Source organism: Xanthomonas bromi, assembly GCF_900092025.1.
GTDB classification, from domain to species: domain Bacteria; phylum Pseudomonadota; class Gammaproteobacteria; order Xanthomonadales; family Xanthomonadaceae; genus Xanthomonas; species Xanthomonas bromi.
Window position 1 is genome coordinate 1 of sequence record NZ_FLTX01000021.1, and the last position, 25,106, is coordinate 25,106.

Sequence of the window (25,106 nt, forward strand, 5' to 3'; positions counted from 1 at the left end):
GGGCACAAAAAATCCGATACCAGAGGTCTGGCATCGGATTTTGAAGGCATCAAATTCTTAAGTGAACAGCATTACGCCAACGGCGGGTCTTTTCCATCGCAAACGCGGGATGCAGTGCAACCGATCAGAGGATGTAGCGGCTCAGGTCCGGGTCCTGCACCAACTCACCTAACTGCGCGTCCACATAGGCAGCATCGACGGTGACGCTCTGGCCATCGCGGTCCGGCGCCTCGTAACTCAACACATCGAGCAGACGTTCCAGCACCGTGTGCAGGCGACGCGCGCCGATATTTTCCTGGCGCTCGTTGACCTGCGCGGCAATTTCGGCAAGCCGATCCACCGCGTCGGACGCAAACGTCAACGCCACACCTTCGGTCTGCAACAAGGCTTCGTATTGCTTGATCAACGCGGCTTTGGGCTCGGTGAGGATGCGCACGAAATCGGCCTTGGTCAGCGCAGTCAATTCCACCCGGATCGGGAAGCGGCCCTGCAACTCCGGAATCAAGTCGCTGGGCTTTGCCAGATGGAAGGCACCCGAGGCGATGAACAGGATGTGGTCGGTCTTGACCGTGCCGTACTTGGTCGACACGTTGGAGCCTTCCACCAGCGGCAACAGATCGCGCTGCACACCTTCGCGACTGACATCGCCGCCATTGGAGCCGGCTTCGCCGCGCTTGGCCACCTTGTCGATCTCATCGATGAACACGATGCCGTGCTGCTCGCACGCTTCGATCGCTGCGGTGCGCACGTCGTCTTCGTTGACCAGCGCGCCCGCTTCTTCTTCGATCAGCAGCGGGCGCGCCGCCTTGATGGTGAGCTTGCGCTTCTGCGACTTGCCGCTGCCCAGATTGGAAAACATCTGACGCAATTGCTGGCCCATTTCTTCCATGCCCGGCGGAGTCATGATGTCCATGCTGGCGTTGACGGCCACGTCCAGTTCGATCTCGCGCTCGTCCAGCTCGCCGTTGCGCAGCATGCGGCGAAACTTGATACGGGTTTCATTGTCCTGCGACGAGGGTTCATTGCGCGCCGCTTCCGGATCGAAGCCGATGCCGGCCGCGCGACGCGGCAACAGCGCATCCAGGATACGGTCTTCGGCACGTTCTTCGGCCTGGCTGCGCACGCGCACCTTGGCCTGCTCGCGATACAGCTTGACGGCGGTGTCGGCCAGGTCGCGAATGATCTGCTCCACGTCCTTGCCCACATAGCCCACTTCGGTAAAGCGCGTGGCCTCGACCTTGACGAACGGCGCATTGGCCAGCGTAGCCAGGCGCCGCGCGATTTCGGTCTTGCCCACGCCGGTGGGGCCGATCATCAGGATGTTCTTGGGCATCACTTCGTTGCGCAGTTCTTCCGGCAACTGCATCCGGCGCCAGCGATTACGCAGCGCGATGGCAACCGCACGCTTGGCGTCGTGCTGGCCAACGATATGACGGTCGAGCTCCTGCACGATTTCGCGCGGAGTCATGGTGGCGGTATCGATGTTTGGCATTGGGGGTCGGGGATTCGTAAAAGCGGAGTAGGAACGATCGGTGCATGTCCGGGTACAGGGAAAGGAGCGCTTTTGCGAATCCCCAATCCCCACTCCCGATTCACAGCTCTTCGACCACCACGTTGCGATTGGTATAGATGCAGATATCGCCGGCGATATTGATCGCTTCGGTGGCGATGGTCTTGGCATCCAGCTCGGTGTGCGCCAGCAAAGCGCGTGCGGCCGACAACGCGTACGAGCCGCCGGAACCGATGGCGATGATGCCGTCTTCCGGCTCAATCACATCGCCGGTGCCGCTGATGATCAGCGAAGTCTCTTTATCGGCCACGGCCAGCAGCGCTTCGAGCTTGCCCAGGCGGCGCTCGGTGCGCCAATCCTTGGCCAGCTCCACGGCGGCGCGTGTCAACTGCCCGTGCTTGTCGAGCTTGGCTTCGAACAGTTCGAACAGGGTGAACGCATCGGCGGCGGCACCGGCGAAACCGGCAAGCACCTGACCCTCGCGCCCGAGCCGACGCACCTTGCGCGCGTTACCCTTCATGACCGTATGGCCAAGGGTCACCTGACCATCGCCAGCAACGGCGACATGCCCACCACGTCGAACCGAAATGATGGTGGTGGCGTGAACGATGTTGGGGTTCTGACTGGGGTCCATGGATCCTCCGGGGGTTTCCAAGGAGGTGGGGACGCCCCTGCCGGGTTCAAGCGCGCTGCGTCCATGCGCCGCATCGAGCGGGCAAGCGCGCCCACACGCGAGCCAGGTGTGCGTGTGTCCGTTGCCGCCACCGGCACGTGTGCGGCAGATCAGTGCTCGCCGGCCTGCTTCGAGCAGATGTGCTGCAGGTTCCTGCGTGGCATCCGGCTTGCCGTTGGCCGATCCATCGCCCAAGCCCACTCTTGAGCCACACGTCTGGTTTTCAATCAGGCTCAGCGCCTGCAGCGCGATCCGCGCGATCCGCGCGACACGCGTAACAGCCCTGACGCGCGTTCGGTCAGCGACGTGCATCAACTCCTCCCGTTGCCCACCACGCAGCTGGCAGCGTCAGGCGCCGGCACCACTCACTCGGCAGCCTTCTTGCGCCTGGCCCGTGGATGCGCGGCATCGTAGACCTTGGCCAGATGCTGGAAATCCAGGTGCGTGTAGATCTGCGTGGTCGCGATATCCGAGTGACCCAGCAACTCCTGCACGCCGCGCAGATCGCCGGACGATTCCAGGATATGACTGGCGAAACTGTGGCGCAGCATGTGCGGGTGCACGTCCTTGAACATGCCCTGGCGCACGGCCAGTTGCTTGATCCGGATCTGCACCGCGCGTTGCGAAATCGCGCCGCCCGCACGCCCGGGAAAGACGTGCGTGTCGGCGCGTCCGCCGCTGTCGCGCTGCCACTCGCGCAAGGCAGCGATCGCGTGCGAGCCCACCGGCACCAAGCGCTGCTTGCTGCCCTTGCCGAGCACCATCACCAGGCCGCTGTCCAGATCCAGATCGCGCCAGCACAACGCGCACAATTCGCTCAGGCGCAGCCCGGACGAATAGAACAATTCCAGCAGCGCGCGATCGCGCAAGCCCAAGGGCGCATCGGTCGGCACTTCCACCAGACGCACGGCTTCGTCGGCATCCAGCACTTGCGGCAACTTGCGCGGCGCCTTGGGCGCACGCAGCGCCGCCGCCGGGCTGGCCGCAATGCGGCCATGCTTGAGCAACCAGGCGTAATAACTGCGGCATGCCGACAAGCGCCGCTGCAGGCTCTTGGGCGAGAGGCCACGTCGATGTTCTGCCGCAACGAACTGCCGCACGTGCGCGCTATCGAGTTGTGTGGTGTCGTCGGGCACGGCAGCTTGCTGGGCGCCATCGTCCGTCCTCTGCTCGGCCGTCCACGCCTCCAGCGCCGCAAGATCGCGCCGATACGCGTCCAGCGTGTGCGCCGACACCTGCCGCTCGACCTGCAGATACGTGAGGAACTCATCAACCGATGACACGTCAGGATTCTCGATATCGCAGCGTGCAGGCCGTCATCGGCGTATTCGGGCAGGCTAGAGACATGCGCGCACACCGCATCTCTTGCAGTTGCAGTTGCAGTTGCACGCGACATTCTTCGACTGCCAACACCTCACGCTCCCCGCCGCTGAAGCAGCGCAATCACCATTGGCAGCATGTCGCCAACGTCGGTGCGCGCAACCATCCCCATCACGCGTCGAAGCGTTGCAATGCCACGCCCAGCGATTCGCCCATCATGCGCAGGAACAACGTGCCCATCCCGGGATAGAACCGGTTGGCGTCGCTGCTGCCCACCGCGATCAGGCCGATACCCGGCAGCGGCAACAGCGCGGTGGATTGCACGTCGCCGGCCTGGGCGCCATAGAGCAGCGCGTGTTTGTCGGCTTGCAGACGGCCGCAGATAGGCTCGCCATCGCTCAGGCAATCGCGAAACGGGGCCAGCCGGGCATCATCGGTTGCGATGATCTGCAGCCAGTCGGCGTCCAGCGCGTCGACCGGCTTGAGCAGCACCAGGCGCACCAATTCGCCATTGAAATCCTCGGCCAACGAAGCCGCCATGGCCTTGAGCGTTTCGGCCACGCTGGTCTGGCGCATCAACGCCAGCGTCAGTTGATGCGTGCGCACCGCCAGCCGCTCGTTCTCCTGCGCATTGCTGCCCAGTTCGTGCAGGCGGCGCGACAGTTCGCGATTCTTGTCGCGCAGCACTTCGAGCTGGTAGGTGGCCAACGAGGCAGTGGGGCCGTCATCGCGCGGCACCAGCAAGCTCACTGCCAGATCCGGGAACTGCTTGAGGAAGGTCGGGTGACGTCGTAGCCAGGTGGCCACTTCATGCGCGCCGAATTTGTCCGTGTTCTCGCTCATCCGTTCCACTCTCCATCGAAAACGAACACAGCCGGGCCGGACATCACCACGTGCGCGTGATCGTCGGGCCAGCGGATGCGCAACTCGCCGCCTGGCAGGGACACCCGCACGTCGCGCTCGACGCGTCCGCGTTGCATCAGCACCACCGCAGCCGCACAAGCGCCGCTGCCGCAAGCCAGCGTCTCCCCGACACCGCGCTCGAACACGCGCAAACGCACGTGCGTGGGGTCGACCACCTGCACGAAACCCACATTGACCGAATCGGGAAACGCAGCGTTTTGCTGCAGTAGCGTGCCGACGCGTTCCACCGGCGCCGCATCCACGCGCCCGACCTCGACCACCGCATGCGGATTGCCCAGCGACAGCGCGCCAAAGCGCACGGTCTCGCCGTGCACAGGCAGCGCATATTCGTCGCGCGCATGCGCAAACCCGGCCAGCGGAATCCGGGTGGGCTCGAACTGCGGCACGCCCATCGCCACCGCGTAGCGGCCGCCATCGAGGCGTTCGACGGCATGCGCCGTGACTGGGCTATCGATGATGAAACGCTCGCCCTGGCCAGCGCCGTCACGCACCAGCCACGCGGCAACACACCGCGCCCCGTTGCCGCATTGGCGCGCGGGCGAGCCGTCCGAATTCCAGATGCCGTAGGCGGCCACCGCGCCTTCGCTGCGCGGCGCTTCGATGGTCAGGATCTGGTCGCACCCCACTCCGAAATGCCGGTCGGCCAACTGCGCCGCCAGCCCGGCATCCGGGAGCGGCGTGCCGCCGCGCAGATCCAGCACCACGAAGTCGTTGCCGGCGCCGTGCATTTTGGTAAAACGCAGACGCCCGCTACGACCGTCAGCGCTCATTGCCGCTGCTAGCGGGCTGGTCGGTGGTGGAAGCGGGCTCGGCGCTGCCGTCCACAGGTGCGGGCGTGGACTCATTCTGCGATTGCGGTGCGTCCGGCGGCGGCACGGGCTGGGCTTCCACCGGCACCGGCTTCTGCGGCATCACCAGCGGGCCCTTGTTGCCGCAGGCGGCAAGCAGGACAAAGGTCGCACCAACCAGTGCGAGACGAACAGACGGTCGGGACATGATGCTCATGGGGCGAAGTATAGCCAGAACACCGTTAGGGCCGTGCGCCCGCTGCACGCCCGCGCACTTTCTGTGTTCAGTGCGCGCCGGGCAGTGCGCGCGGCGGCGGCTCGGGGCGCAGCCACAACCAGATCGCCACCACGGCCATGCTGCCGATCGACAGGCACTTGACCCACAACACCGGCACGCACCACAGCATGATCGCGGCGCAGAGCGTCATGGTCAGCGTCGCCATCCACTTGGCCTTGCGGCTGACCGCACGGTAGGTCTGCCATTCCACGATCGCGGGCCCGAAGCGCGGATGCGACAGCAGCCAGTGATGCAGACGCTCCGAACCATGCGAGGCGGCCCAGGCGGAAATCAGGATGAAGACCGTGGTCGGCAAACCGGGCACGAAGATCCCGACGATGCCGGTGGCCAGGCTGGCGTAGGCCAGCAACCACCATGCCCAGCGGAATCGATTCGGTCGCGTCATGCGCAAATGATACGACCAGCGATGCGGTTTGGTGGATTGGTGGATTGGTCTTGCCGCGGGTGATGGTTTCGTCGCACAAGCCCGCGGGCTAAGCGGCAGGCGACGATGCAGCGCCCTGGACGCCATACGACATGGCGCCCAACTCGCTGCGATCAGATAAGCATGCCCATCCGCAGGCACGCCTGACTACAGTGCTCGGTTGGCGCTGAGGCGCCAAGGCAAACAAGAACGCTGACTACCCAACGCGAGGCGGGGAGCAGAAGGCGGAAGGCAACGTCAGTCGCTAGCATCCAGCCAACAGCCCGCCTAAATCAAGCCATCGGCCCTAACGAATCCCGCCTCCCCAATCCCGAATCCCAGCCCTCCAGCTACTTCACGCCCAACTGATCCAACACGAACGCATACGATTCAGCCAACTCGCGATAGCGGCGGAAACGGCCAGATTTGCCGCCGTGTCCAGCCTCCATGTTGGTGCGGAACACGATCGGCTGCGTGCCGGTGTTGTCGTCGCGCAGCTTGGCCACCCACTTGGCCGGCTCCCAGTACTGCACCTGCGAATCCCACAAGCCGGTGCCGACGAACAGTGCCGGATACGCCTGCTTGCGCACGTTGTCGTACGGCGAGTACGACAGCATGTAGTCGTAATATTCTTTGTTTTCCGGGTTGCCCCACTCGTCGTATTCGTTGGTGGTCAGCGGAATGCTGGCATCCAGCATGGTGGTGACCACGTCCACGAACGGCACCTGCGCGACCATCACGCGATAGTCCTGCGGGGCCAGGTTGGCGACTGCGCCCATCAACAGGCCGCCGGCGCTGCCACCGGACGCGGCCACGCGGTCCTTGGCAGCGTAGCCCTGTGCGACCAAGCCGCGAGTCACATCGATGAAGTCGTTGAAGGTATTTTTCTTGTGCAGCAGCTTGCCATCGTCGTACCACTGGCGGCCCATTTCCTGGCCGCCGCGGATATGCGCGATGGCGTACACCACGCCGCGGTCCAACAAGCTGATCGCCGGCAGATTGAAGGCCGCGTCCATCGACATGCCGTAGCTGCCATACGCATACTGGAACAACGCGGCGCTGCCGTCTTTCTTGAAGCCTTTTTTGTAGACCAGCGACACCGGCACCTTGACGCCGTCGCGCGCGGTGACCCATACGCGCTCGGTCACGTAGTGGCTGGCGTCGTAGCCGATCACCGGTTGCTGCTTGAGCAACCTGCGCTCGCCGGTCTGCGTATTGAGCTCGTAGGTGGTGGCCGGTGTGGTCAACGAGGTGTAGCTGTAACGCAGCCACGCGGTGTCCGGCTCGGAGTTGACAGACAGGCCCATCGAATAGGCCGGCTCGTCGGCCTTGACGTACTCATGGCTGCCGTCGCGCTTGAGCAGGCGCACGCGCTCCAGGCCGGCGGAGCGCTCTTCGATGGCGGTAAACCCATCGAACAACTCGAAACCTTCGATATAGACGCTGTCGTCGTGCGCCACCCAATCGGTCCACTGCTTGCGTGTGGTCGCATCGGTCGGCGCGATCACCAGCTTGAAGTTCCTGGCGTCATCGGCATTGGTGCGGATCACCCAACGGCCATCGAAATGGTCGGCGTGGTATTCCACATCGCGCTCGCGCTTGGCCAGCACCTTGAAGGTGTCTGGCTTGGCGGCCGGCGCGTAGCGCGTTTCCGAGGACACCGTACTTTCCATGCCGATCGTGATGTACTTTTCGTCGCGGCTGCGGCCGATGCCCAGGTAGAAGCTGTCGTCCTTCTCTTCGTACACCAGCGCATCGTCCTTGGACGGCGTGCCGAGCACGTGCTTTTTCACGCGCACGGTGAGTAGCGTTTCCGGGTCGTTTTCGATATAGAACAACGTCTTGTTGTCGTCGGCCCAGATCACGTTGGGCGAAACGCCTTCCACGGTATCCGGGTAGATCTCGCCGGTATCCAGATTCTTGAAGCGGATGGTGTATTGACGGCGGCCGACGGCATCCTCGGCCCAGGCGAGGATGCGGTTGTCCTGGCTCACTTGGGCATCGGCCACGCTGAAATAGCCCTTGCCCTCCGCCATCTTGTTGACATCGAGCAGGATCTCTTCCGGCGCCTCCATGCTGCCCTTGCGGCGCGCCTGGATCGGATAATCCTTGCCGGTTTCGAACCGCGTGTAATACCAATAGCCGCGCTCGCGATACGGCACGCTGGCGTCGTCCTGCTTGATGCGCCCGACGATCTCGGTATACAGCGTCTTTTCCAACGGCTTCAGCGGCGCCATCACCTTGTCGGTGTAGGCATTTTCGGCGTTGAGATAGGCAAGCATCGCCTTGTCTTCACGCTTGTCGTCGCGCAGCCAGTAGTAGTCGTCGTTGCGGGTGGCACCGAAGGGTGCCTTGACCACATGCGGATGCTTGGCGACGTCCGGCGGCGTTGGGAGAGCGGCAAGAGCGGAGGAGGCAGATGTCATCATCAGGCTGGCGATCAACAAGGTCAGGACAGGCTTCATCAGATTGGGGTCCGTTGGATGAACGCAATGCCATCCCAGCGCCCGAGTGTGGAAGAGCCCGCCGCCAACCGTCATGTGTCCTAGGTCATGCTGGTCTATCATCTTCATAATGGTTTCCACGCTTTCGCTCCCCAGCGGCTATAGCCGCCGCAGCCAGGACATCGCCCCGTTCCATGTCATGTCGCTGCTGGCGCGCGCCAATGCGCTGGAGCAGGCCGGGCACGATGTGATCCACCTGGAGATCGGCGAGCCCGATTTCACCACGGCCGCACCGATCGTCGCGGCCGGGCAGGCCGCATTGGCCGCCGGGCACACCCGCTACACCGCTGCACGCGGCCTGCCTGCACTGCGCGTCGCCATTGCGGAGTTTTATGCGCAGCGTTACGGCTGCGCGATCGATCCAGAACGGGTTTTGGTCACGCCCGGTGGCTCCGGTGCATTGCTGCTGGCTAGCAGCCTGTTGGTCGACCCGAGCAAACACTGGCTACTGGCCGACCCTGGGTATCCATGCAACCGCCATTTCCTGCGCCTGGTCGAAGGCGCCGCGCAATTGGTGCCGGTCGGGCCCGACAGCGATTACCAGCTGACTCCGGCACTGGTGGATGCGCGCTGGAACGCCGACAGCGTCGGCGCGCTACTCGCCTCGCCAGCCAATCCCACCGGCAGCGTGTTGTCGCGCGAACAACTGGCTGGGCTGTCCCATGCGCTGCATGCCCACGGCGGGCACCTGGTGGTGGACGAGATCTACCACGGGCTGACCTATGGCGTGGACGCGCATAGCGTCCTGGAAGTCGACGACAGCGCATTCGTCTTGAACAGTTTTTCCAAGTACTTCGGCATGACCGGCTGGCGTTTGGGCTGGCTGATCGCCCCGCCCGACGCCGTGCCCGAGCTGGAAAAACTCGCGCAGAATCTCTACATCAGCGCCTCCACCATTGCGCAACACGCGGCGCTTGCATGTTTTACACCAGAGAGCATCGCCATCTTCGAAGCGCGCCGCGCGCAGTTCCAGCAACGCCGCGACTATCTGCTGCCCGCCCTGCGCGGACTGGGCTTCGATATTGCGGTCGAACCGCAAGGCGCGTTCTATCTTTACGCAGATATCAGCGGGTTTTCGGACAACGCGCAGGCGTTCTGCGCGCACTTCCTGGAAACCGAGCACGTCGCCTTTACCCCTGGCATCGACTTCGGTTTCCACCGCGCCAACCAGCACGTGCGCATTGCCTACACCCAAAGCCTGCCGCGCCTGGAACAGGCGGTGGAGCGTATTGCGCGCGGGTTACGCAGTCTGTAGACGCATCCTGCATGACGCCGAGAGCACTGCACTCCAGCAGACGTGTTGCGCGCGGCCTTACGCTCAATCGCCGTCTGCCGGGAGACTCCGCTGAGAGCTGTTACTCGCGCAGACCTTGCGGGTTCGGATGTTCAAGGCGATAGAATCGATCGATTGCCGGCACCGTCAGCAATGCGATCTTCGGCAAGCTGCTGCGCTCCAATAGCGAGGCGAGGTCTGTTCGCTTTCTGCGTTCGGTGACCGCGATGTGGCGCAGCATCTCCCACCTCACCTGCTCCTTGGCGCCATCGAGCCCGCCGCAGCGGTGCTGCTCGAACCAGGTTCGGCGCAGATAACGCACTAGGCTGGTCGTCACCGGGATACCCAACAGAACAATGCCCGTTGCACGCGCCAGACGCTGCGAAAGGCACCCCAGATAATTGCCATCCATCACCCACTGCTGTTCGGCGATGGCGGCATCGTGAAGCGCAAAGAAGTCCTGCCTGGGACGAGGTCTCCAGGCAGTATTGGGGAGATGATGTAACCGATCCAGATGCACACACGAGCATCCGCGCTTGCGCGCTACTGCCTGCGCCAAGGTCGATTTACCGCTGTTGGACGGCCCAAGAATGCATAACCGCGGCCCCAGATCCTGCAGTTTCATTCCGCTCCCTCCACAGGTATCGCTCTTGGCCATCGCAGCGGCGAGGACAGGCCTGCACGTTTTGCACCGTCTTACATCGTTGCGCAGCTGTCCAGATCGAAGAACTGCCGTGCGATGGCTTGCCGCTGGCCTGGCGCCGCTCGGTACCACAGCGCTTCACGCAAGTCGGGCAACAGGAAATGCGCAGGCGCCGGCAGCCCGGCGCGGGGAACATCGCCCAGGACACGATAGCTCGCATCGGTCCCGATGTAGCCCACATCACCCAAAGGGCGCGGCCCGCCATCGGGATCCGGGGGCTGCCAACCCGGCGCGGTCACATCGGTGGTGGACGCCAGGTGCTGGCTGTCATCGCTGCCGCCGCTCCAGGGCAAAAACCATGCATCCGCTCCGGTGCGCGAAGCATGCAGCCGCAAGGCCACCTGCGCCGGCCAGTGCGGACCACTGGCGACCACCAGAAAGCGGGCTTGCACGTCGGCATCGTCGCGCAGCACGTAGCGTGCATTCTCGACCGTGCACGCGCCGACCGCCAAGGTCATCATCAAGCCCAACATCGCTCACACTCCGCGTCGTCCACGTTTGCTTTCGTTCGATCGCAAACGCCACGAGGCCGCTGCATCGTGCCGGCGGCCTCGTGGCGAACTGCGCATCATGCGGCCTGTGCCAACCGATCAGTCGGCCAGGCGCTCCCACAGAAAGCTATACGCCAATGCCGACATATGCGCTGCCTGCGCGTTGTTGGCTGCGCCGCCGTGGCCGCCCTCGATGTTCTCGTAATAGGTCACGTCCTTGCCGGCCTCGATCATCTTGGCCGCCATCTTGCGCGCGTGACCCGGATGCACGCGGTCGTCGCGCGTGGAAGTCAGGAAGATCACTGGCGGGTAGGTCTTCTTCGCATCGAACAGGTGATACGGCGAAAAGGTCTGGATGAACTTCCAGTCGTCGGTGTCCGGGTTGCCGTATTCGGCCATCCACGAGGCGCCGGCCAACAGGTGGCTGTAGCGCTTCATGTCCAGCAGCGGCACCTGCACCACCACCGCACCGAACAGCTCCGGATACTGGGTGAGCATGTTGCCGGTCATCAGGCCGCCGTTGCTGCCGCCCTGCACGCCCAGATGCTTGGTGGAGGTGATCTTGCGCGCGACCAGATCCTTGGCTACCGCAGCCATGTCTTCGTACGCCTTGTGGCGGTTCTGCTTGAGTGCGGCCTGGTGCCAGCGCGGGCCGTATTCGCCACCTCCGCGGATATTGGCCACCACGTACACGCCGCCCTTTTCCAGCCACGCGCGCCCCAAACCGCCGGAGTAATTGGGCGTCATCGAAATTTCGAAACCGCCGTAGCCGTACAGCAACGTCGGCGCGCTGCCGTCGAGCTTCAAGGCCTTCGGGCGGACCAGGAAATACGGCACGCGGGTGCCGTCCTTGCTGGTGACAAAGTGCTGCTCGATGCTGTCCTTGCCGGCATCGAAGAACGCCGGCATGGTCTTGAGCGGCTGCGGCGCGGCGCCCACGTCTACCCACGACAACGTGGTCGGGGTCAGATAATCGGTGACGGTGAGCCACAGCGCATCACTGTCGTCGCTGTCCACGGCACTGACGTCCACGGTGCCGAAGGCCGGCGCGCCGACGAAGGCGCTCTTCTTCCAGCCGTCCTGCGTCGGGGTGACCACGCTCAGGCGGTTCTTGACGTCTTCCAGCACGTTCAATACCAGGTGCGACTTGGTCCATGCCACACCGGCCAGCGAGGTGCTGTCGGTAGGCTCGAACAGCACATCGAAGTTGCGCTTGCCGGCCATGAAGTCGTCGAAACGCGTGGCCAGCAGCGAGCCGGGCTTGTAGGTCTTGCCGCCCACGGTCCACGGTTCGCGCAGCTCCAGCGTCAGCCACTGGCGCTTGACCGACTTGCTGGCCGAATTGGGCACATCCACCTTGACCAGCTTGCCGTCGGCGCCTTTGAGATACAGCTCGTCGTTGTAGAAGGCCAACGTCCGGCTGACGAAATCGTGCTCGAATCCGGGCGTGTCGTCATGCATCGCCGCAATGTACATATCGGTCGGCTTGCCTTCGTAGACCACGCTGGCCGCGCTGAGCGGCGTGCCGCGCTTCCACTGCTTGGCGATGCGCGGGTAGCCGGAGCTGGTCATGCTGCCGGCGCCGAAATCGGTGAACACGTAGACGGTGTCCTGGTCGATCCAACCCAACCCCCCCTTGGATTCGGGGCGGAAGAAGCCATCCTTGACCCACTGTTTGCTCCCCAGATCGAACTCGCGCGTGACATCGGCATCGGCACCGCCGCGCGACAGCGCGATCAGGCAGCGCTGGTAATTCGGGCGCAGGCAGTCGGCACCATGCCACACCCAGTTTTCGCCTTCGGCCTTGTTGAGCGCGTCCAGGTCCAGCACCGTTTCCCACTTGGGCGAGGCCTTGCGGTATTCGTCCAGCGTGGTACGCCGCCACAGGCCGCGTTCGTGCTGCTTGTCCTTCCAGAAGTTGTAGTAGTAAGCGCCCATCTTCTGCACGACAGGAATCTTGGCATCCGAATCCAGCACCTCGCGGATGCTGGTTTCCATCTGCTTGAACGCCGGCGTGCTGGCCAACCGCGCTTCGGTCTTGGCGTTCTGGGCCTTGACCCAGTCCAGCGGCTTTGCGCCGGTGACATCTTCCAGCCAGGCGTAGGGATCGTTGGACACGGCGGTTTCCTCTGCAGAGACGGCGCCAGCGGTGATCAGGCCGGCAACCAGGCAGATCGAGGCGAACTTGGGCATGAATGTTTCCGGAAAAACGAATGCCCGGAACGTAGCACAGCCCCCCCGCCGGCCAACCCTGCCGAAGGTCAGGCTGCCCGCGCCTGTGTCGCCGTACGCGAAGGAGTGCGCCGGCGCTGTGCCTGCGGACCACGCCGGCGGGGCGAAACACGGCCCACGCCGCGCACCGCCAGGGTGGGCAAGGCAAACCGGTACAGGCTCCACCACGCCAGCATCGGCATGCCGACCAGCCACAGCGGCAGCCAGCCGATCCACTCGCTATGGCCGCGTGCGGCCGGCCAGACCAGCACCAGGGCCAGCCCGGCCAGGGCGATTTGCCGCACCGGGCGCAGCACGCGCGGGTCGGGACGTTCGGAACGGGAAGAAGGACGATGCAACATGGCGGCGCTCCGTGGCAGGAAGGATCACAACAGGCCCTCAGGATTGCCGCAGCCCATCTCACCGGCTGCGACCTTGACGCGGGCCTGTGCGGCGCGCGCTTCGGCCGCCGTCTCAGGCGCCCCTCGGTCCCCTTCGGGGGCGCAACTGCCGACAGCTACGACCTCGCGCCTCGACACCCCTTGGGCCAGCGACGACGGCCCTGCCCCCGCGCTGCGCAACCATCGGGGGCGCGGCGCCAACGCCTGATCGCCACCCTCGGCCAGTCCCAGCTGCCCACACTCTGCCGTAGACACGCCGGCGCCAATGCCAGACCCGATCGTTGACGCGAACTTGCCCCCTGCATGCGGTAGTGTGCTGCACTTATTGCCCCTTTGTGATGTTGCGATGCGCCTGACCGTTACGATCGCCCTCGCTTTTCTGCTCGTCCTCGGCCTGCCCGTGGCACACGCCAAGGATGCATCCACCACCGAGCCGACAGTCGATCTGTCCAAGATCATGGGCACCTGGTACGTGATTGCGCGCATGCCCAACGCGGTCGAGCGCGGCCATGTCACCAGCCGCGACGAATACACCCTGGTCGAAGACGGCAAGGTGGCGGTGCGCTATCTGTACCGCGACGGGTTCGGCGAACCGGAAAAACAAGTCAACGCGCGCGCCTCGGTGGATGCCGACAGCGGCAACCGCGATTGGCGGGTGTGGTTCTACAAGGTGATCCCGGCCAAGCAACGCATCCTGGAAATTGCCCCCGACGGCTCCTGGATGCTGATCTCCTACCCGGGCCGCGATCTGGCCTGGATCTTCGCGCGCAAGCCGGACATGAGCCGCGAGCAGTACCGCACGCTGGTCAACAAGATGCGCGACGACTATTCCATCTACACCGACAAACTCAAGCGCGTGCCGCAGCTGCGCGAGCAGGTGGACCGCCTGGGCTTTGAAGTGCCGAACAAGCGCTGAGCGCGGTGCTGCCGATACGTTCCGGCGCTTGATGCGATCGGCTGGTCACTGAAATCAGCAACGCGCTGCAGGCGCGTGCTCCCGTCGAGCTGTCAGATTTGGATCGGCAACAGAACGACTGCAAGCCGTCAGGCACGCTCGTGGTTGCTCCGAAAACCCGCGCATGCGGCCAACTTGGCTCAGTCGTAATTGCTCAATGCCAGCGACAACAACGCCTTGGCCTGCTCGCGCAACGACATCGGTTCGACGATCTCCGCATCCGAACCGTAGTGCAGCACGTCCATCAGTAGTTCGCGCGAGTTGCTGTACGGCAACTTGAGCTCGTAACGGCCATCAGGCAAGAAGCGGCCCTGCTGCTTGGAATGCCAATGTTCGTCGGCCACCCAACGCGCGGCCTTGGCGCTGAACACGATGGTCGCCCAGCCCTTGGGCGCCCCGGAAAAAATGCCGTAGCTGGCGGCGAGTTGCTCGTCCAATTCGCTGTCGGGCACATCCCGCGGCGCCGCATCGAGCAGACGCGCGTGGTTGATGCGGTCCACCGCGAAGCTGCGGACGCCATCGCGGCCGTGATCCCAGGCATCCAGATACCAGTTGTCGCGGTAATGGGTGATGCGCTGTGGCGACACGGTGCGCTTGGTCGATTCGTCGGTGGAACGCGCACGGTAATCGAAGCTCAGCTGCTTACGCTCCAGCACCGCGGAGGCCACGGTGCGGAAGCTGGATTCGTCCAGCTTGCGGCCGCGGTGCGGAATCACCCGCACCCGATCCACTGGCCATTGCGAGACACCGGCCTGCGCAGCCAGCAAGCCCTCGATGCGTTGCTGCAGCGGCGCCAGCATCGAGGACAGCACTCCGCCACCGGTACGCGCAAGCAGTTGCTGCGAGGCCAGCAGCGCGTGCAATTCTTCCGAGCTCAACCACAGACCGGGCAATTCGAAGCGGTCGCTTTCGCCGGAGAGATAGCGGAAGCCCGATTCGCCATCGCCTTCCACCGGCGCCATCAGCGCATCGCGCAGGAACGCCAGATCGCGGTAGACGGTTGCGCGGGAACAGCTCAGCTCATCCTGGAGCCGCGCCACCGTGACCGGGTAGCGTGCCGATTTGAGCAAGCGATGCAGGGAGTTGATGCGTTCATAGCGGTCCATGCGTCGATTATGTCCGAGTCTTTGCGCGGCGGGGTGAGCATCGCCATGTGACGGCGGCAGATAGCGGCAAGCGCCCAGATTACGTCCGGCGCCGGTCCGTGGTCTGTCGGGTCGGTCGCAACCTCCACAGCGCGCCGGCGTCGAAGCGCCTCGTCCGAACCAGCGTCCCCCACTGCCGTCTGCGCGCGCCCTCACGGGCCATTCCGGTCACGTGACCTGCCCCAAGCCCGCCCCCTTGCTGCCGCGTCCAGCCAGGCCCCTTGGCAAGACGCGGCGTCTGCGCCCGAACCCTCAATGAAGCGGGACGTTCACTTGGCAATGACGTCACCGCACAGTCCGTTATCATGAAACCGCTTCCACCCGTCCCCCGCCCTCCAAAGCGAGTTGCCCATGTCCCGCCGTGCCCCGTTGTCCGCCCCGTTGTCCGCCCTGTTGCCGCTGTTGTTGATCACGCCCTCCGTCTGGGCCCAGGCAGTCGCACCGGAACCGGCAGACCCGGCCGCGGCGGTGATGCCCTCGCCCTGGGGCGGCAGTAGCGGCGAGTTCGGCTACGCTGCCGCGCATGGCAACAGCACCACCGATAGCCTCAACGGCCGCGTGCGCCTGCGCTACACCGACGGCGACTGGATTCACAGCCTGGATGCCACCGCGCTGCGTTCAAGTTCGGAATACACCAACACCAACGACGACGGCAGCACCACGCGTGAGCGACAGACCACCGCCGAGCGTTACACCGGCAGCGTGGGTAGTGCGTTGCAGCTGGGTGAGCATCGCCAGCTCACCGCCACCGGCCGCTACGAACACGACGACTTCGCCACCTACGATCGGCTGGCTACCTTCGGTATCGGCTACGGCACGCGCCTGATCAATGCCGACCGGTTCTATCTGGATGCACAGGTGGGCCCGGGTGTGCGCCGTGCGCACAACAGCAACGAAGACCGCAACGAGACCGGTCTGATTGGCCGCGGCCTGTTCGACCTCAAGTACACCGTCACCGACAACACCGATCTGATCAACACGCTGCTGGTGGAATCGGGCGAATACAACACCTATGCGCAAAACGACTTCGGCGTGCAGGTCAGCATGAACTCGCACTTTGCGCTGAAGGCTGCGTGGCAGATGCGTTACAACAGCGAGGTCAGCGACGGCGACAAGAAGACCGATACGCTGACCACGGTCAATCTGGTCTACACGTTCAAATAAGCACACGCGCTTAGCGCACGCGCTCGCATGTGGAGAGGCGGCCCTGGCCGCGACGGGCTTGCCGGTATAGCCCTCGCGGCCAGGGCCGCAGCTACGAAGCGCAGGCTCTGCATGTCCGCGGCAGACCGACGACACGAAAACAACTGGGGCGCTGCTCAGTCAATCTGATCGGTGCGTTCAAGCAAGCGCCCGCGCTCCCGCACAGGCGCGGCACCGGCTGCAGTTGCCTTCCCGCTGGAGCCCGCGCAGCCGGGACGCTCCTATCGACGCGCAGGCTCTGCATGTCGGCGGCAGGCTGGAATGACGAAGACGACCAGGACGCGGAACCGAGACGAGTTCCGACCGGACGGGTGCTACAGCTCGGCCAGCAGCTGCGCAGCACCCTTGTCGAACAGGCCTTGCGCAACGCGGCGGCCGAGGTCTTCGGTGTCTTCGGCGCTGCCGTGCGCCTCGGCATGGATCAGCCGCCCGTCGCTGGCGCTGCCGACCATGCCCTGCAGGAACAGGCCCTCGCCTTCCCAGTGCGCAAAGGCGGCCACCGGCACGTGGCAACTGCCATGCAGCGCGCGATTCATGGCGCGCTCGGCTTCCACGCAGGCGCGTGTGCGACCGGCATCCAGCACCGCCAGCACGCTATGAATACGGGCGTCGTCGCCACGGCATTCCACCGCCACCGCGCCCTGGGCCGGTGCCGGCAACCATTCCGGCGCGTCCAGCCGCGCGCTGATGCGGGCGTCAAGCCCAAGCCGCTGCAGACCGGCGCACGCCAGCACGATGGCGTCGTAGCCGCCGTTGTCGAGCTTGGCCAGACGCGTGTTGACGTTGCCGCGCAGGTCGATCAATTCCAGGTCCGGGCGCGCGGCGCGCAACTGCGCCTGGCGACGCAACGAGGACGTGCCCACACGTGCACCTAGCGGCAGCGCCTGCAGGCTGGCATAGAGATTGGACACCAGCGCATCGGCTGGATCGCCGCGCTCCAGGATCGCCGGCAGCACGAACGGGTCGTCCAGTTCCATCGGCACGTCCTTGAGCGAATGCACGGCGCAATCGGCCTCGCCGCGCAACATCGCCAGCTCCAGCTCCTTCAGGAACAGGCCCTTGCCGCCGATCGCGGCGAGCGAGCGGTCCAGCACTTCGTCGCCGCGGGTGCTCATCGGCACCAGCACCACCTCCAGTCCGGGATGGTGCTGACGCAGCGCGGCGGCGACGTGTTCGCTCTGCCAAAGGGCGAGCGGGCTTTTGCGGGTGGCGATACGGAGCTTGGTCATGCCGGCATTATCGCGGAGCCGGCGCGGAACTCACAGTTGCCGTAATTGATCGCGCAGGCTGGCCACGCAGCGACGGCTCACTTCCAGGGTCTGCGGCACGTTGCGCAGCACCGCGTGCACCTGGCCATCGCCGCTGCGGCGCAATTCCACCAGTTCGTCGCGGGCCACCAGACAATTGCGATGGATACGCACCAGGCGCTCGGCGAATTCGTCTTCCAGCGACTTGAGCGACTCTTCGATCAGGTCCTCGCCGCGGGTGTGATGGACGATGACGTACTTCTCTTCGGCCTGCAGGTAGCGGATGTCGCCGATGGCGATCAGCCGCAGGCTGCCGCGCAGGCGCGCGCACAGATGGGTACGCGACGGCCGCGGCGCGGTGCCGGGCACGCGGCCGGCCAGGAAGGTGGCGACCTTTTCCAGCGCCGCAGCCAGGCGTTCCGGGCGCACCGGTTTCATCAGGTAATCCAGCGCGGCGGCATCGAACGCCGACAGCGCATGCTGGTCGTAGGCCGTGCAGAACACCACCGCCGGTGGCGGCTGGCTTTGCCGCAGTAAACGCGCGGTTTCCAGGCCGTCGATACCGGGCATGGCGATGTCCAGCAACACCAGATCCGGGTGCAGGTGTTCGCACTGCTGCAGCACCTGCTGGCCGTTTTCGGCCTCGCCGATCACCTGCACTTGCGGATGCTCGCCCAGCAACATGCGCAGGCGCTCGCGCGCCAGTGGCTCGTCATCGGCGATCAGCACCCGCACTTGCGTGGCCGTCATGGACTCCCCCTAGCTGCAGTGACTTCCCCTCACGGCAGCGGCAATGTGATCTCGCAGGCATAGTAGCCGTCAGCCCAACTGGCCGCCATCCGTGCCCCGGCACCGAACTGAAATGCCAGCCGGTGCGAGATGCTGGCCTGGGCATGCCCGGCGCCGGCCAGCAGCGGCAACTGGGTTCCCGGTTGCGGGGCCGGGTTGACGATACGGATCTGCAGCTGGTTGCCGCGCTGGCGCAGCGACAGGTACAGCGTGCCGCCCTCGGGCATGCGCGAGACGCCGTGCAGCACCGCGTTTTCGACCAGCGGCTGCAGCACCAGGCGCGGCATCGGCAACTCCCAGGGCAGCGGCTCCTGGCGGTGCCAGCGCACCTGCAGGCGCTCGCCCAGGCGCAACGATTCGATCGCCAGATAGCGCTCGGCCAGTTCGCATTCGGCGCGCAAGGTGGACACGCCCTCGCCGGCGCCGAGCGCGGCGCGGAACAGATCCGACAGATCCAGCACCGCCTGCTCGGCCACCACCGGGTCGCGCCGCAGCAGGCTGGCGATCAGGTTCATGCTGTTGAACAGGAAATGCGGGCGAATACGCGCCTGCAACGCATCGGCCTCGGCGCGCGCGTTGGCCTGCACCTGCGCCTCCCAGCGGTCGCTGACATAGAAGTAGCGCAACGCCAGTGCGGTGATCAGCACCACAGTGGCCGCGCTACCCAGGGTGAATCGCCAGAAGCCGACCAGGCGTCCGAACGGAGCCTGCTCGAGCGCCGCATACAGGGCGTACACGATCCCGGCCCCGAGCGTTGCCACCACCGCGGCGATCGCCAGCGCAGCCAACCCGCCCAGCCGCGGCGGCAACCGCGACAGCAACGGCCGCAGCACGCACAGCAATACCGTCACTGCCAGCGCCAGCCACAACGCCAGGCCGCTGGCCGACACGAAACGCGAAAGGGTGATGCTGCGCGCGGCGTCGGCATCGGGCACCAGGGTCACCACCAGCACCACCAGTTCGGCCAGCCCCAGCATCGCGCCCAACCTGGGCAGCCGGCACAGGTCCGGCATCCAGGCGATCTTGGGCGCGCCGGCGGCCATCGGCTCAGGCGGCGGCGAAGCGCGCCTGCATCCAGTCGCGCAGGGCCTCGATCTCTTCCAGGCAGACCTGGTGGCCCATCGGGTAGGTGTGCCAGTCCAGTGCGAAGCCGAGCGTGCGCAAGGTCTGCATGCTCGCCTGGCCGGCGGCGAACGGCACCACCGGGTCGGCCGTGCCATGGGCAATGAACAGCGGTTGGCCGGTCGCGGCCGACTGCAATTGGGCCGCGGCGGCGGCCGGGTCCGGCAGGTAGGTCGACAGCGCGATCAACCCGGCCAGCGGCACGCTGCGCTGCAGGCCGACCGCCAGGGTCACGGCGCCGCCTTGCGAGAAGCCGGCCAGCAGGATGCGTTCGGGGGCGATACCGCGCGACTGCTCATGCGCGATCAAGGCCTCGACCTGGGCCACCGATTCGGCAATGCCGGCCTTGTCGGCGCGCTCGGCGAAATCCATGCCGACGATGTCGTACCAGCCGCGCATGCGCACGCCGTTGTTGATGGTGATCGGGCGGATCGGTGCGTGCGGGAACACGAAGCGCAGCGCCGGCCACTGCGGCCGCACCAACTCCGGCACCATCGGGGCGAAGTCGCTGCCATCGGCGCCCAGGCCGTGCAACCACAGCACGCTCCATTGCGGGTTCGGTCCGGTCTCGCGTTCGATCACTTCCAGCATCATCCAGCTCCGCTTGCGGGCTGGGCATTATGCCTTGTGCGACCGCCAGGCCAGATCACCGGGGCGAGACTGCCGCGCTGTGCAGCCCCCACACCGTCACACCGGCGCTGGATACGGGGACCAGCGCCGCTGCGCACTCAGATCAGCGACGGTTCCAGCGCCGCGGCGCGGCGCAATTCGGAGGCACGCACCAGCACCTTGGGCGGGTCGAGCTCTTCGGGGATGCAGAAGATGCCGGCACGGCGCAGCGCCATGCCGCTACGACGCAGCGAGGTCAGCGCCACCACCGGGATCGACACCGCCATGCCCACAATCACCGGCCCCATCCACGCAGCCAACGACGGCGACACGGTGTACGCCACCGCGCCCATGAACAGGCCGAACACGGTCAGCCCGCCATAGCTCCGCAACAGCGCCGGCCACGACAGCTTGCCGTCGTCGCGCACCTGCGCGTCCCAGCCCGAATCCTTGCCGGCCAGCACCTCGAACACGCCGCGCGACTGCAGGTACATCACCACCGGCGCCATCAGGGCGGCCAGCACGGTTTCCAGCAGGATGCTCAGCAGCGCGCGAATGGCGCCGCCGCAGGCCTTCATCTCGCGCGGGTTGAGCATCAGGGCGATGTAGCCCAGCAGCTTGGGCGCCAGCAGCACGAACATGGTGCAGACGAAGATCCAGATCGCATTGCCCTGGCTGCTGCCGTGCCAGTAGCGCGCCGGCGAGAACGGCAGGTTGCCGGCCAGATCGATGCCGCCGCCAGCGAGCGGGATGCCGATGCCGATCAGCATCAACAGGCCCCACATCGGCGCGGTGAAGTAATGGCCGATGCCGATCAGCATGTGCATGCGGCTGATCCAGTGCAGCCCCTTGGCGCTGACCACCTTGGCATGCTGCAGGTTGCCCTGGCACCAGCGGCGGTCGCGGATCAGCAGGTCGGTGAGTGTGGGCGGGCCCTCTTCATAGCTGCCCTGCAGGTACGGCACCATGTGCATGGCCCAGCCGCCGCGCCGCATCAGCGCCGCTTCCACGAAGTCGTGGCTGAGCACATGGCCGCCGAACGGCTTGCGCCCGCGCAGCGACGGCAGGCCGGCGTGATCGGCGAAGGCCTGGGTGCGGATGATGGCGTTATGGCCCCAGTAATTGCTCTCGGCGCCATGCCACCAGGCCACGCCGAAGGCGATGATCGGCCCGTATACGCGGCCGCCGAACTGCTGCATGCGGGCGAACAGGGTCTGGCCGTTGACCACCGCCGGCAGGGTCTGGATCAGGCCCACGTCCGGGTTGTTTTCCATGCCCGCGACCAGCCGCACGATGGTGTCGCCGGTCATCACGCTGTCGGCGTCCAGGATCAGCATCTGCGGGTAGCTGCCGCCGAAGCGGCGCACCCAGTCGGCCACGTTGCCGGCCTTGCGCGCGGCATTGTCGGCACGGCGGCGGTAGAAGATGCGGCCATGTCCGTCGACGCGGTCACACAGCTCGTTGTAGACCATTTCTTCGGCACGCCCGATGTGCTCGCGGGTGGTGTCGCTGAGTACGAAGAAGTCGAAGTGCTCCAGCTGGCCGGTTTCGGCCACCGATTCGTAGATGGCCTGCAGGCCGGCCAGCAGCCGGCGCGGGTCTTCGTTGTAGGTGGGCATCAGCAGCGCGGTGCGCGAGCGCAACGTCGGCAGCGGCTCTTCCGGGTCGATACCGAGCTTGCGCCCGGCACGCGCCACCACGGTGACGAAGCCGGCCACGGCGCTGGCGAAGGACATCGCGATCCAGGCGAACAGCAGCACGAATAGCCCGAGCAGGCAGCCTTCCAGCACGCTGATGCCGTCGGGCCACAGCACGCTGAGCATCACCCACACCGCGATGGCGGTGGTGGCGAAGGTGCCGCCGATCAGATAGAAACGGCGCAGCCCGATACCGGGCGGCGAGGTGCGCTGGTGCGGAACCTTCAACTGGCCCTCGCGCAGCGATTGTTCGGGCATCGCCAACGGCGCTTCCGGCGGCAGCGTGGGCTGGCCGGCATCGAGCACGGAGATGGGGGGGAAGTCGGTTGGTGCGGGGGAAAGGGTCACGGTACCGTCCATCAGGGCTGCCCGTCGCATGAGTGCGACAGTGCGGGCTGCAGCGAGAGGTCCATCCCCGCCACGCGTAGCGAACGTGCAAAGCGCGTCACACGGGCAAGGTGCCCGGGAACGGGCAACCAGGTCGCGGTATTGGCAGCTATGAAACCACTCCGATGCACAAACTCTCCTAGCGGCGACGCAACGTCGCAGCTCATCCTAAAGAATCGACCGTTAAAGGAAGCGAAGACCATCGTGCAGTCTTCGCCCCTCCCGACGAGGACCGCGCGGCAGACTACGCCGTGGCAGCCGAACGCAACCCCAACAGATTGCAGGCTACTACACACATTGTCACGGGCCGCCTGCCCCGCATTTACGCGGGAAGCGTGCAATTGGTATGCCAGCACCTGCAATCGCTTGCAGTGACGGGGATTGGCGTTGCCTTGTCTGGAGGCGCTCAATGGCTTGGCGGCAAGCGCTTGGCGGGTTGCGCTGATCGCTTCAAGACGATCGGAAGCTCCAGGCGCTGCGGTGGCCGGATGTGCTCAACGGCATGAGGCAAACGCTTGGTTGGTTGAACACACCGTGCGCTCGTCGCTCGCAGGACACGCCCTGATCCCGTGCAGGGGGGGGCTCGTTGGCGGCATCCATGCCGCCAACGAGCCCTGCAAGCGGCGAGGGCAGGGCACGGGGACGTTCGTCGGTGGCCAGTCAAGCAATGGGCTCGCGGCAGGCCAGGCCTACTCAAAGGCGGCATGTCCATGTGGTACACGCCGCATCGAGCACGTGCAGACGCTGCCCGATCGCCGCGCAGCAGCGTTGCGGCCGTTGTCACTTCCGTGCCGCCTCACTGGCATCGCGGGTGGCGCGGAATTCCGAATCGCTGCTCCAGTTCGGCTACTGGCGCGAATCGGCCAGCTGCTGGCCCAGCGCATACAACACGCCAAGATCGCGCGCGGCGCCGGCGAAGGTCCAGTCCGGCTTCCACTCATCGCCCTGCTGGTGATAACACTTGGCGGTGTAGTCGTCGGATGCGGCCTTGCCTGCCGCCACGCCGCCCACTTCCCAATCCTGCCCAGCCGCATACGACAGCGCCGGCACGCCGCGCTTGGTGAAGGAGAAGTGATCGGAACGGAAGAAATACCCGGCCTGCGGTTTGGGATCGGGCGTGTAGCGCAGTTTGGATTGCGTGGCCACGGTCTTGAGCTGGTCGAGCAGTTCGAGCTTTGCGGTGCCGTAGATGCCGAAGTCGCGCGAGGGCACGAACGGGTTCATGCCGTCCATGTTGATCACCGCCACCGTGGTCTCCAACGGGTACAGCGGCCTGGACGCGTAGAACTCCGAGCCCAGCAGGCCCTTTTCTTCTGCGGTGACGGCCAGGAACACCACCGAGCGCTCGGGCTTTGGCCCCTTGGCGAAACCGCGCGCCAGCTCCAGCAACGCGGCGGTACCGCCGGCATTATCCAGCGCGCCATTGAAGATGGTGTCGCCACGTGCATCCGGCTTGCCGACGCCGATGTGGTCCCAGTGCGCGCTATAGATCAGCGTTTCGTTCGGGTGCGTGCTGCCTTCCAGCCGCGCCACCACGTTGTGCGAGGTGATCACGTCGGACTTGACCTGGTAGCTGGCACTCAACCGCTGGTCCTTGAGTTCCACCGGCTTGAAGCCGCGCGTCTGCGCCTGCTTCTTCAAGGTCTCGAAATCCGGTCCGGCCTGCTTGAACAGTTCGGTGGCCAGATCGCGCTGGATCCAGCCTTCCAGCGTGGGATGCGCGCTGCGCGGGTTGTCGCGCACCACATCGAACATGCTGTTGGTGTTGGAGCTGGCCACCGTATCCCAGCCATACGAGGCCGGCGCGGTTTCGTGGACCACCAGCACGCCGAGCGCGCCCTGGCGCGCGCCTTGTTCGTACTTGTAGGTCCAGCGGCCGTAGTACGTCATGCCTGTGCCGTCGAAATCGCCCTTGCCGGTTTCGAAATCCGGGTCGTTGATCAGCACCACGGCGATCTTGCCCTTGAGATCGACACCCTTGACGTCGTCCCAGTGGCGCTACGGCGCCTTGACGCCGTAGCCGACGAACACCAGCGGCGCATTGGCGATGTCGACCTTGGACGAACCGTCCAGTGCGGCGCGGATGGCGATCTCCTTGCCCTGGGTCAGCGCGTGCGGCTTGCCAGCGTTCTGCACGGCGATGGTCGGCGTCCCCACGATATCGGCGCGCCGCAGCGGCACGGCCTGGGTCCAGGCGCGCTTGCCGTTGGTCAGATCGCCGCCCGGCTGCAGGCCGGCGGCAGCGAACTGCTTGCTCAGGTAGGCGATGGTCTTCTCTTCGCCGGCAGTGGCCGGGCCGCGGCCTTCATAGGCGTCGGAGGCCAGCTCCTTGACGTCGCGCGAGATGCGCGCGTCATCAAGGCTCGGCGTGGCCGCCATCAGTGCGGTCGAGACCGCCATCGCCAGAAGTCCTACGGCAACTCGCTTCATTGCATACCCCACAGCATGGATAG

At 65.4% G+C, this 25,106-nt stretch carries 21 protein-coding genes and 1 pseudogene; 3 read left to right on the top strand and 19 right to left on the bottom strand.

What is annotated here, in order from left to right:
• Positions 1-124 precede the first annotated feature (124 nt).
• The 8 genes from hslU to XBLMG947_RS07395 all read right to left on the bottom strand — a co-directional run bounded on the left by hslU (position 125) and on the right by XBLMG947_RS07395 (position 8,381).
• Positions 125-1,492 (bottom strand): ATP-dependent protease ATPase subunit HslU, encoded by a 1,368-nt coding sequence (gene hslU, locus XBLMG947_RS07360; protein WP_065467324.1) that lies wholly within the window; start codon positions 1,490-1,492, stop codon positions 125-127.
• A 100-nt stretch (positions 1,493-1,592) separates the two neighbouring features.
• A complete protein-coding gene (hslV, locus tag XBLMG947_RS07365) occupies positions 1,593-2,144 on the bottom strand; it encodes an ATP-dependent protease subunit HslV (RefSeq protein WP_005997221.1) in 552 nt (183 codons plus the stop codon).
• A 404-nt stretch (positions 2,145-2,548) separates the two neighbouring features.
• A complete protein-coding gene (gene xerC / locus XBLMG947_RS07370; protein ID WP_065467326.1) occupies positions 2,549-3,466 on the bottom strand; it encodes a tyrosine recombinase XerC in 918 nt (305 codons plus the stop codon).
• A 208-nt stretch (positions 3,467-3,674) separates the two neighbouring features.
• Positions 3,675-4,346 carry a DUF484 family protein gene (locus XBLMG947_RS07375; protein WP_065467328.1) on the bottom strand — a complete coding sequence of 224 codons (672 nt, stop codon included), beginning with the start codon at positions 4,344-4,346 and terminating at the stop codon, positions 3,675-3,677.
• Positions 4,343-5,197, bottom strand: coding sequence for a diaminopimelate epimerase (gene dapF, locus XBLMG947_RS07380; protein WP_065467330.1), 855 nt, complete (start codon positions 5,195-5,197; stop codon positions 4,343-4,345). The genes XBLMG947_RS07375 and dapF overlap by 4 nt, the downstream gene beginning before the upstream one ends.
• On the bottom strand, positions 5,187-5,432 hold the full coding sequence (gene lptM / locus XBLMG947_RS07385) for an LPS translocon maturation chaperone LptM (protein ID WP_065467332.1): 246 nt from the start codon (positions 5,430-5,432) through the stop codon (positions 5,187-5,189). The genes dapF and lptM overlap by 11 nt, the downstream gene beginning before the upstream one ends.
• A 67-nt stretch (positions 5,433-5,499) precedes the next feature.
• On the bottom strand, positions 5,500-5,898 hold the full coding sequence (locus tag XBLMG947_RS07390) for a YbaN family protein (RefSeq protein ID WP_065467334.1): 399 nt from the start codon (positions 5,896-5,898) through the stop codon (positions 5,500-5,502).
• Between the two features lie 368 nt (positions 5,899-6,266).
• A complete protein-coding gene (locus XBLMG947_RS07395) occupies positions 6,267-8,381 on the bottom strand; it encodes a S9 family peptidase (RefSeq protein ID WP_065467336.1) in 2,115 nt (704 codons plus the stop codon).
• 109 nt (positions 8,382-8,490) lie between these two features.
• On the opposite strand from XBLMG947_RS07395, the gene XBLMG947_RS07400 reads away from it, so the two are divergent.
• Positions 8,491-9,675 carry a pyridoxal phosphate-dependent aminotransferase gene (locus XBLMG947_RS07400; RefSeq protein ID WP_065467338.1) on the top strand — a complete coding sequence of 395 codons (1,185 nt, stop codon included), beginning with the start codon at positions 8,491-8,493 and terminating at the stop codon, positions 9,673-9,675.
• 100 nt (positions 9,676-9,775) lie between these two features.
• Here XBLMG947_RS07400 and XBLMG947_RS23570 read toward each other — a convergent pair whose 3' ends face one another.
• The 4 genes from XBLMG947_RS23570 to XBLMG947_RS07420 form a co-directional block, all read right to left on the bottom strand.
• Complete coding sequence (locus XBLMG947_RS23570; protein ID WP_065467340.1) at positions 9,776-10,318, bottom strand: P-loop NTPase family protein; 543 nt, start codon at positions 10,316-10,318, stop codon at positions 9,776-9,778.
• A 71-nt stretch (positions 10,319-10,389) separates the two neighbouring features.
• Positions 10,390-10,869, bottom strand: a complete 480-nt coding sequence (locus XBLMG947_RS07410) for a hypothetical protein (RefSeq protein WP_065467342.1) — start codon at positions 10,867-10,869, stop codon at positions 10,390-10,392.
• Between the two features lie 117 nt (positions 10,870-10,986).
• Entirely contained in the window at positions 10,987-13,080 is a 2,094-nt protein-coding gene (locus tag XBLMG947_RS07415; protein WP_065467344.1) for a prolyl oligopeptidase family serine peptidase, read from the bottom strand.
• A 68-nt stretch (positions 13,081-13,148) separates the two neighbouring features.
• The gene (locus tag XBLMG947_RS07420; protein WP_065467346.1) at positions 13,149-13,460 is read right to left on the bottom strand and encodes a hypothetical protein; all 312 of its coding nucleotides are present in this window, start codon (positions 13,458-13,460) and stop codon (positions 13,149-13,151) included.
• 385 nt (positions 13,461-13,845) lie between these two features.
• On the opposite strand from XBLMG947_RS07420, the gene XBLMG947_RS07425 reads away from it, so the two are divergent.
• Positions 13,846-14,415: a lipocalin family protein gene (locus XBLMG947_RS07425; protein WP_065467348.1), complete on the top strand. Its 570-nt coding sequence runs from the start codon at positions 13,846-13,848 to the stop codon at positions 14,413-14,415.
• Positions 14,416-14,594: 179 nt separating this feature from the next.
• Here the strand turns inward: XBLMG947_RS07425 and XBLMG947_RS07430 are convergent, their stop codons facing one another.
• The gene (locus XBLMG947_RS07430) at positions 14,595-15,560 is read right to left on the bottom strand and encodes a helix-turn-helix transcriptional regulator (RefSeq protein WP_065467350.1); all 966 of its coding nucleotides are present in this window, start codon (positions 15,558-15,560) and stop codon (positions 14,595-14,597) included.
• 390 nt (positions 15,561-15,950) lie between these two features.
• Between XBLMG947_RS07430 and XBLMG947_RS07435 the strand changes: the two genes are divergently transcribed.
• Positions 15,951-16,763 (top strand): DUF481 domain-containing protein, encoded by an 813-nt coding sequence (locus XBLMG947_RS07435; RefSeq protein WP_065467353.1) that lies wholly within the window; start codon positions 15,951-15,953, stop codon positions 16,761-16,763.
• Positions 16,764-17,116: 353 nt separating this feature from the next.
• Here XBLMG947_RS07435 and hemC read toward each other — a convergent pair whose 3' ends face one another.
• The 6 genes and pseudogenes from hemC to XBLMG947_RS07465 form a co-directional block, all read right to left on the bottom strand.
• Complete coding sequence (hemC, locus tag XBLMG947_RS07440; RefSeq protein WP_065467355.1) at positions 17,117-18,031, bottom strand: hydroxymethylbilane synthase; 915 nt, start codon at positions 18,029-18,031, stop codon at positions 17,117-17,119.
• A gap of 30 nt (positions 18,032-18,061) precedes the next feature.
• Positions 18,062-18,799 carry a LytR/AlgR family response regulator transcription factor gene (locus tag XBLMG947_RS07445; protein WP_065467357.1) on the bottom strand — a complete coding sequence of 246 codons (738 nt, stop codon included), beginning with the start codon at positions 18,797-18,799 and terminating at the stop codon, positions 18,062-18,064.
• Between the two features lie 29 nt (positions 18,800-18,828).
• The gene (locus tag XBLMG947_RS07450) at positions 18,829-19,881 is read right to left on the bottom strand and encodes a sensor histidine kinase (RefSeq protein WP_065467359.1); all 1,053 of its coding nucleotides are present in this window, start codon (positions 19,879-19,881) and stop codon (positions 18,829-18,831) included.
• A 4-nt stretch (positions 19,882-19,885) separates the two neighbouring features.
• A complete protein-coding gene (locus XBLMG947_RS07455; protein WP_065467361.1) occupies positions 19,886-20,554 on the bottom strand; it encodes an alpha/beta hydrolase in 669 nt (222 codons plus the stop codon).
• 134 nt (positions 20,555-20,688) lie between these two features.
• Complete coding sequence (gene mdoH / locus XBLMG947_RS07460; RefSeq protein ID WP_065467363.1) at positions 20,689-22,626, bottom strand: glucans biosynthesis glucosyltransferase MdoH; 1,938 nt, start codon at positions 22,624-22,626, stop codon at positions 20,689-20,691.
• 807 nt (positions 22,627-23,433) lie between these two features.
• Positions 23,434-25,083: pseudogene (locus XBLMG947_RS07465) on the bottom strand (M28 family metallopeptidase).
• Between the last annotated feature and the right edge of the window lie 23 nt (positions 25,084-25,106).

Coding starts and splice junctions, on each gene's coding strand:
- hslU (WP_065467324.1), bottom strand. CDS start 1,492: ATGCCAAACATCGATACCGCCACCATGACTCCGCGCGAAATCGTGCAG.
- hslV (WP_005997221.1), bottom strand. CDS start 2,144: ATGGACCCCAGTCAGAACCCCAACATCGTTCACGCCACCACCATCATT.
- XBLMG947_RS07375 (WP_065467328.1), bottom strand. CDS start 4,346: ATGAGCGAGAACACGGACAAATTCGGCGCGCATGAAGTGGCCACCTGG.
- dapF (WP_065467330.1), bottom strand. CDS start 5,197: ATGAGCGCTGACGGTCGTAGCGGGCGTCTGCGTTTTACCAAAATGCAC.
- lptM (WP_065467332.1), bottom strand. CDS start 5,432: ATGAGCATCATGTCCCGACCGTCTGTTCGTCTCGCACTGGTTGGTGCG.
- XBLMG947_RS07390 (WP_065467334.1), bottom strand. CDS start 5,898: ATGACGCGACCGAATCGATTCCGCTGGGCATGGTGGTTGCTGGCCTAC.
- XBLMG947_RS07395 (WP_065467336.1), bottom strand. CDS start 8,381: ATGAAGCCTGTCCTGACCTTGTTGATCGCCAGCCTGATGATGACATCT.
- XBLMG947_RS07400 (WP_065467338.1), top strand. CDS start 8,491: ATGGTTTCCACGCTTTCGCTCCCCAGCGGCTATAGCCGCCGCAGCCAG.
- XBLMG947_RS23570 (WP_065467340.1), bottom strand. CDS start 10,318: ATGAAACTGCAGGATCTGGGGCCGCGGTTATGCATTCTTGGGCCGTCC.
- XBLMG947_RS07410 (WP_065467342.1), bottom strand. CDS start 10,869: ATGTTGGGCTTGATGATGACCTTGGCGGTCGGCGCGTGCACGGTCGAG.
- XBLMG947_RS07415 (WP_065467344.1), bottom strand. CDS start 13,080: ATGCCCAAGTTCGCCTCGATCTGCCTGGTTGCCGGCCTGATCACCGCT.
- XBLMG947_RS07420 (WP_065467346.1), bottom strand. CDS start 13,460: ATGTTGCATCGTCCTTCTTCCCGTTCCGAACGTCCCGACCCGCGCGTG.
- XBLMG947_RS07425 (WP_065467348.1), top strand. CDS start 13,846: ATGCGCCTGACCGTTACGATCGCCCTCGCTTTTCTGCTCGTCCTCGGC.
- XBLMG947_RS07430 (WP_065467350.1), bottom strand. CDS start 15,560: ATGGACCGCTATGAACGCATCAACTCCCTGCATCGCTTGCTCAAATCG.
- XBLMG947_RS07435 (WP_065467353.1), top strand. CDS start 15,951: ATGTCCCGCCGTGCCCCGTTGTCCGCCCCGTTGTCCGCCCTGTTGCCG.
- hemC (WP_065467355.1), bottom strand. CDS start 18,031: ATGACCAAGCTCCGTATCGCCACCCGCAAAAGCCCGCTCGCCCTTTGG.
- XBLMG947_RS07445 (WP_065467357.1), bottom strand. CDS start 18,799: ATGACGGCCACGCAAGTGCGGGTGCTGATCGCCGATGACGAGCCACTG.
- XBLMG947_RS07450 (WP_065467359.1), bottom strand. CDS start 19,881: ATGGCCGCCGGCGCGCCCAAGATCGCCTGGATGCCGGACCTGTGCCGG.
- XBLMG947_RS07455 (WP_065467361.1), bottom strand. CDS start 20,554: ATGATGCTGGAAGTGATCGAACGCGAGACCGGACCGAACCCGCAATGG.
- mdoH (WP_065467363.1), bottom strand. CDS start 22,626: ATGGACGGTACCGTGACCCTTTCCCCCGCACCAACCGACTTCCCCCCC.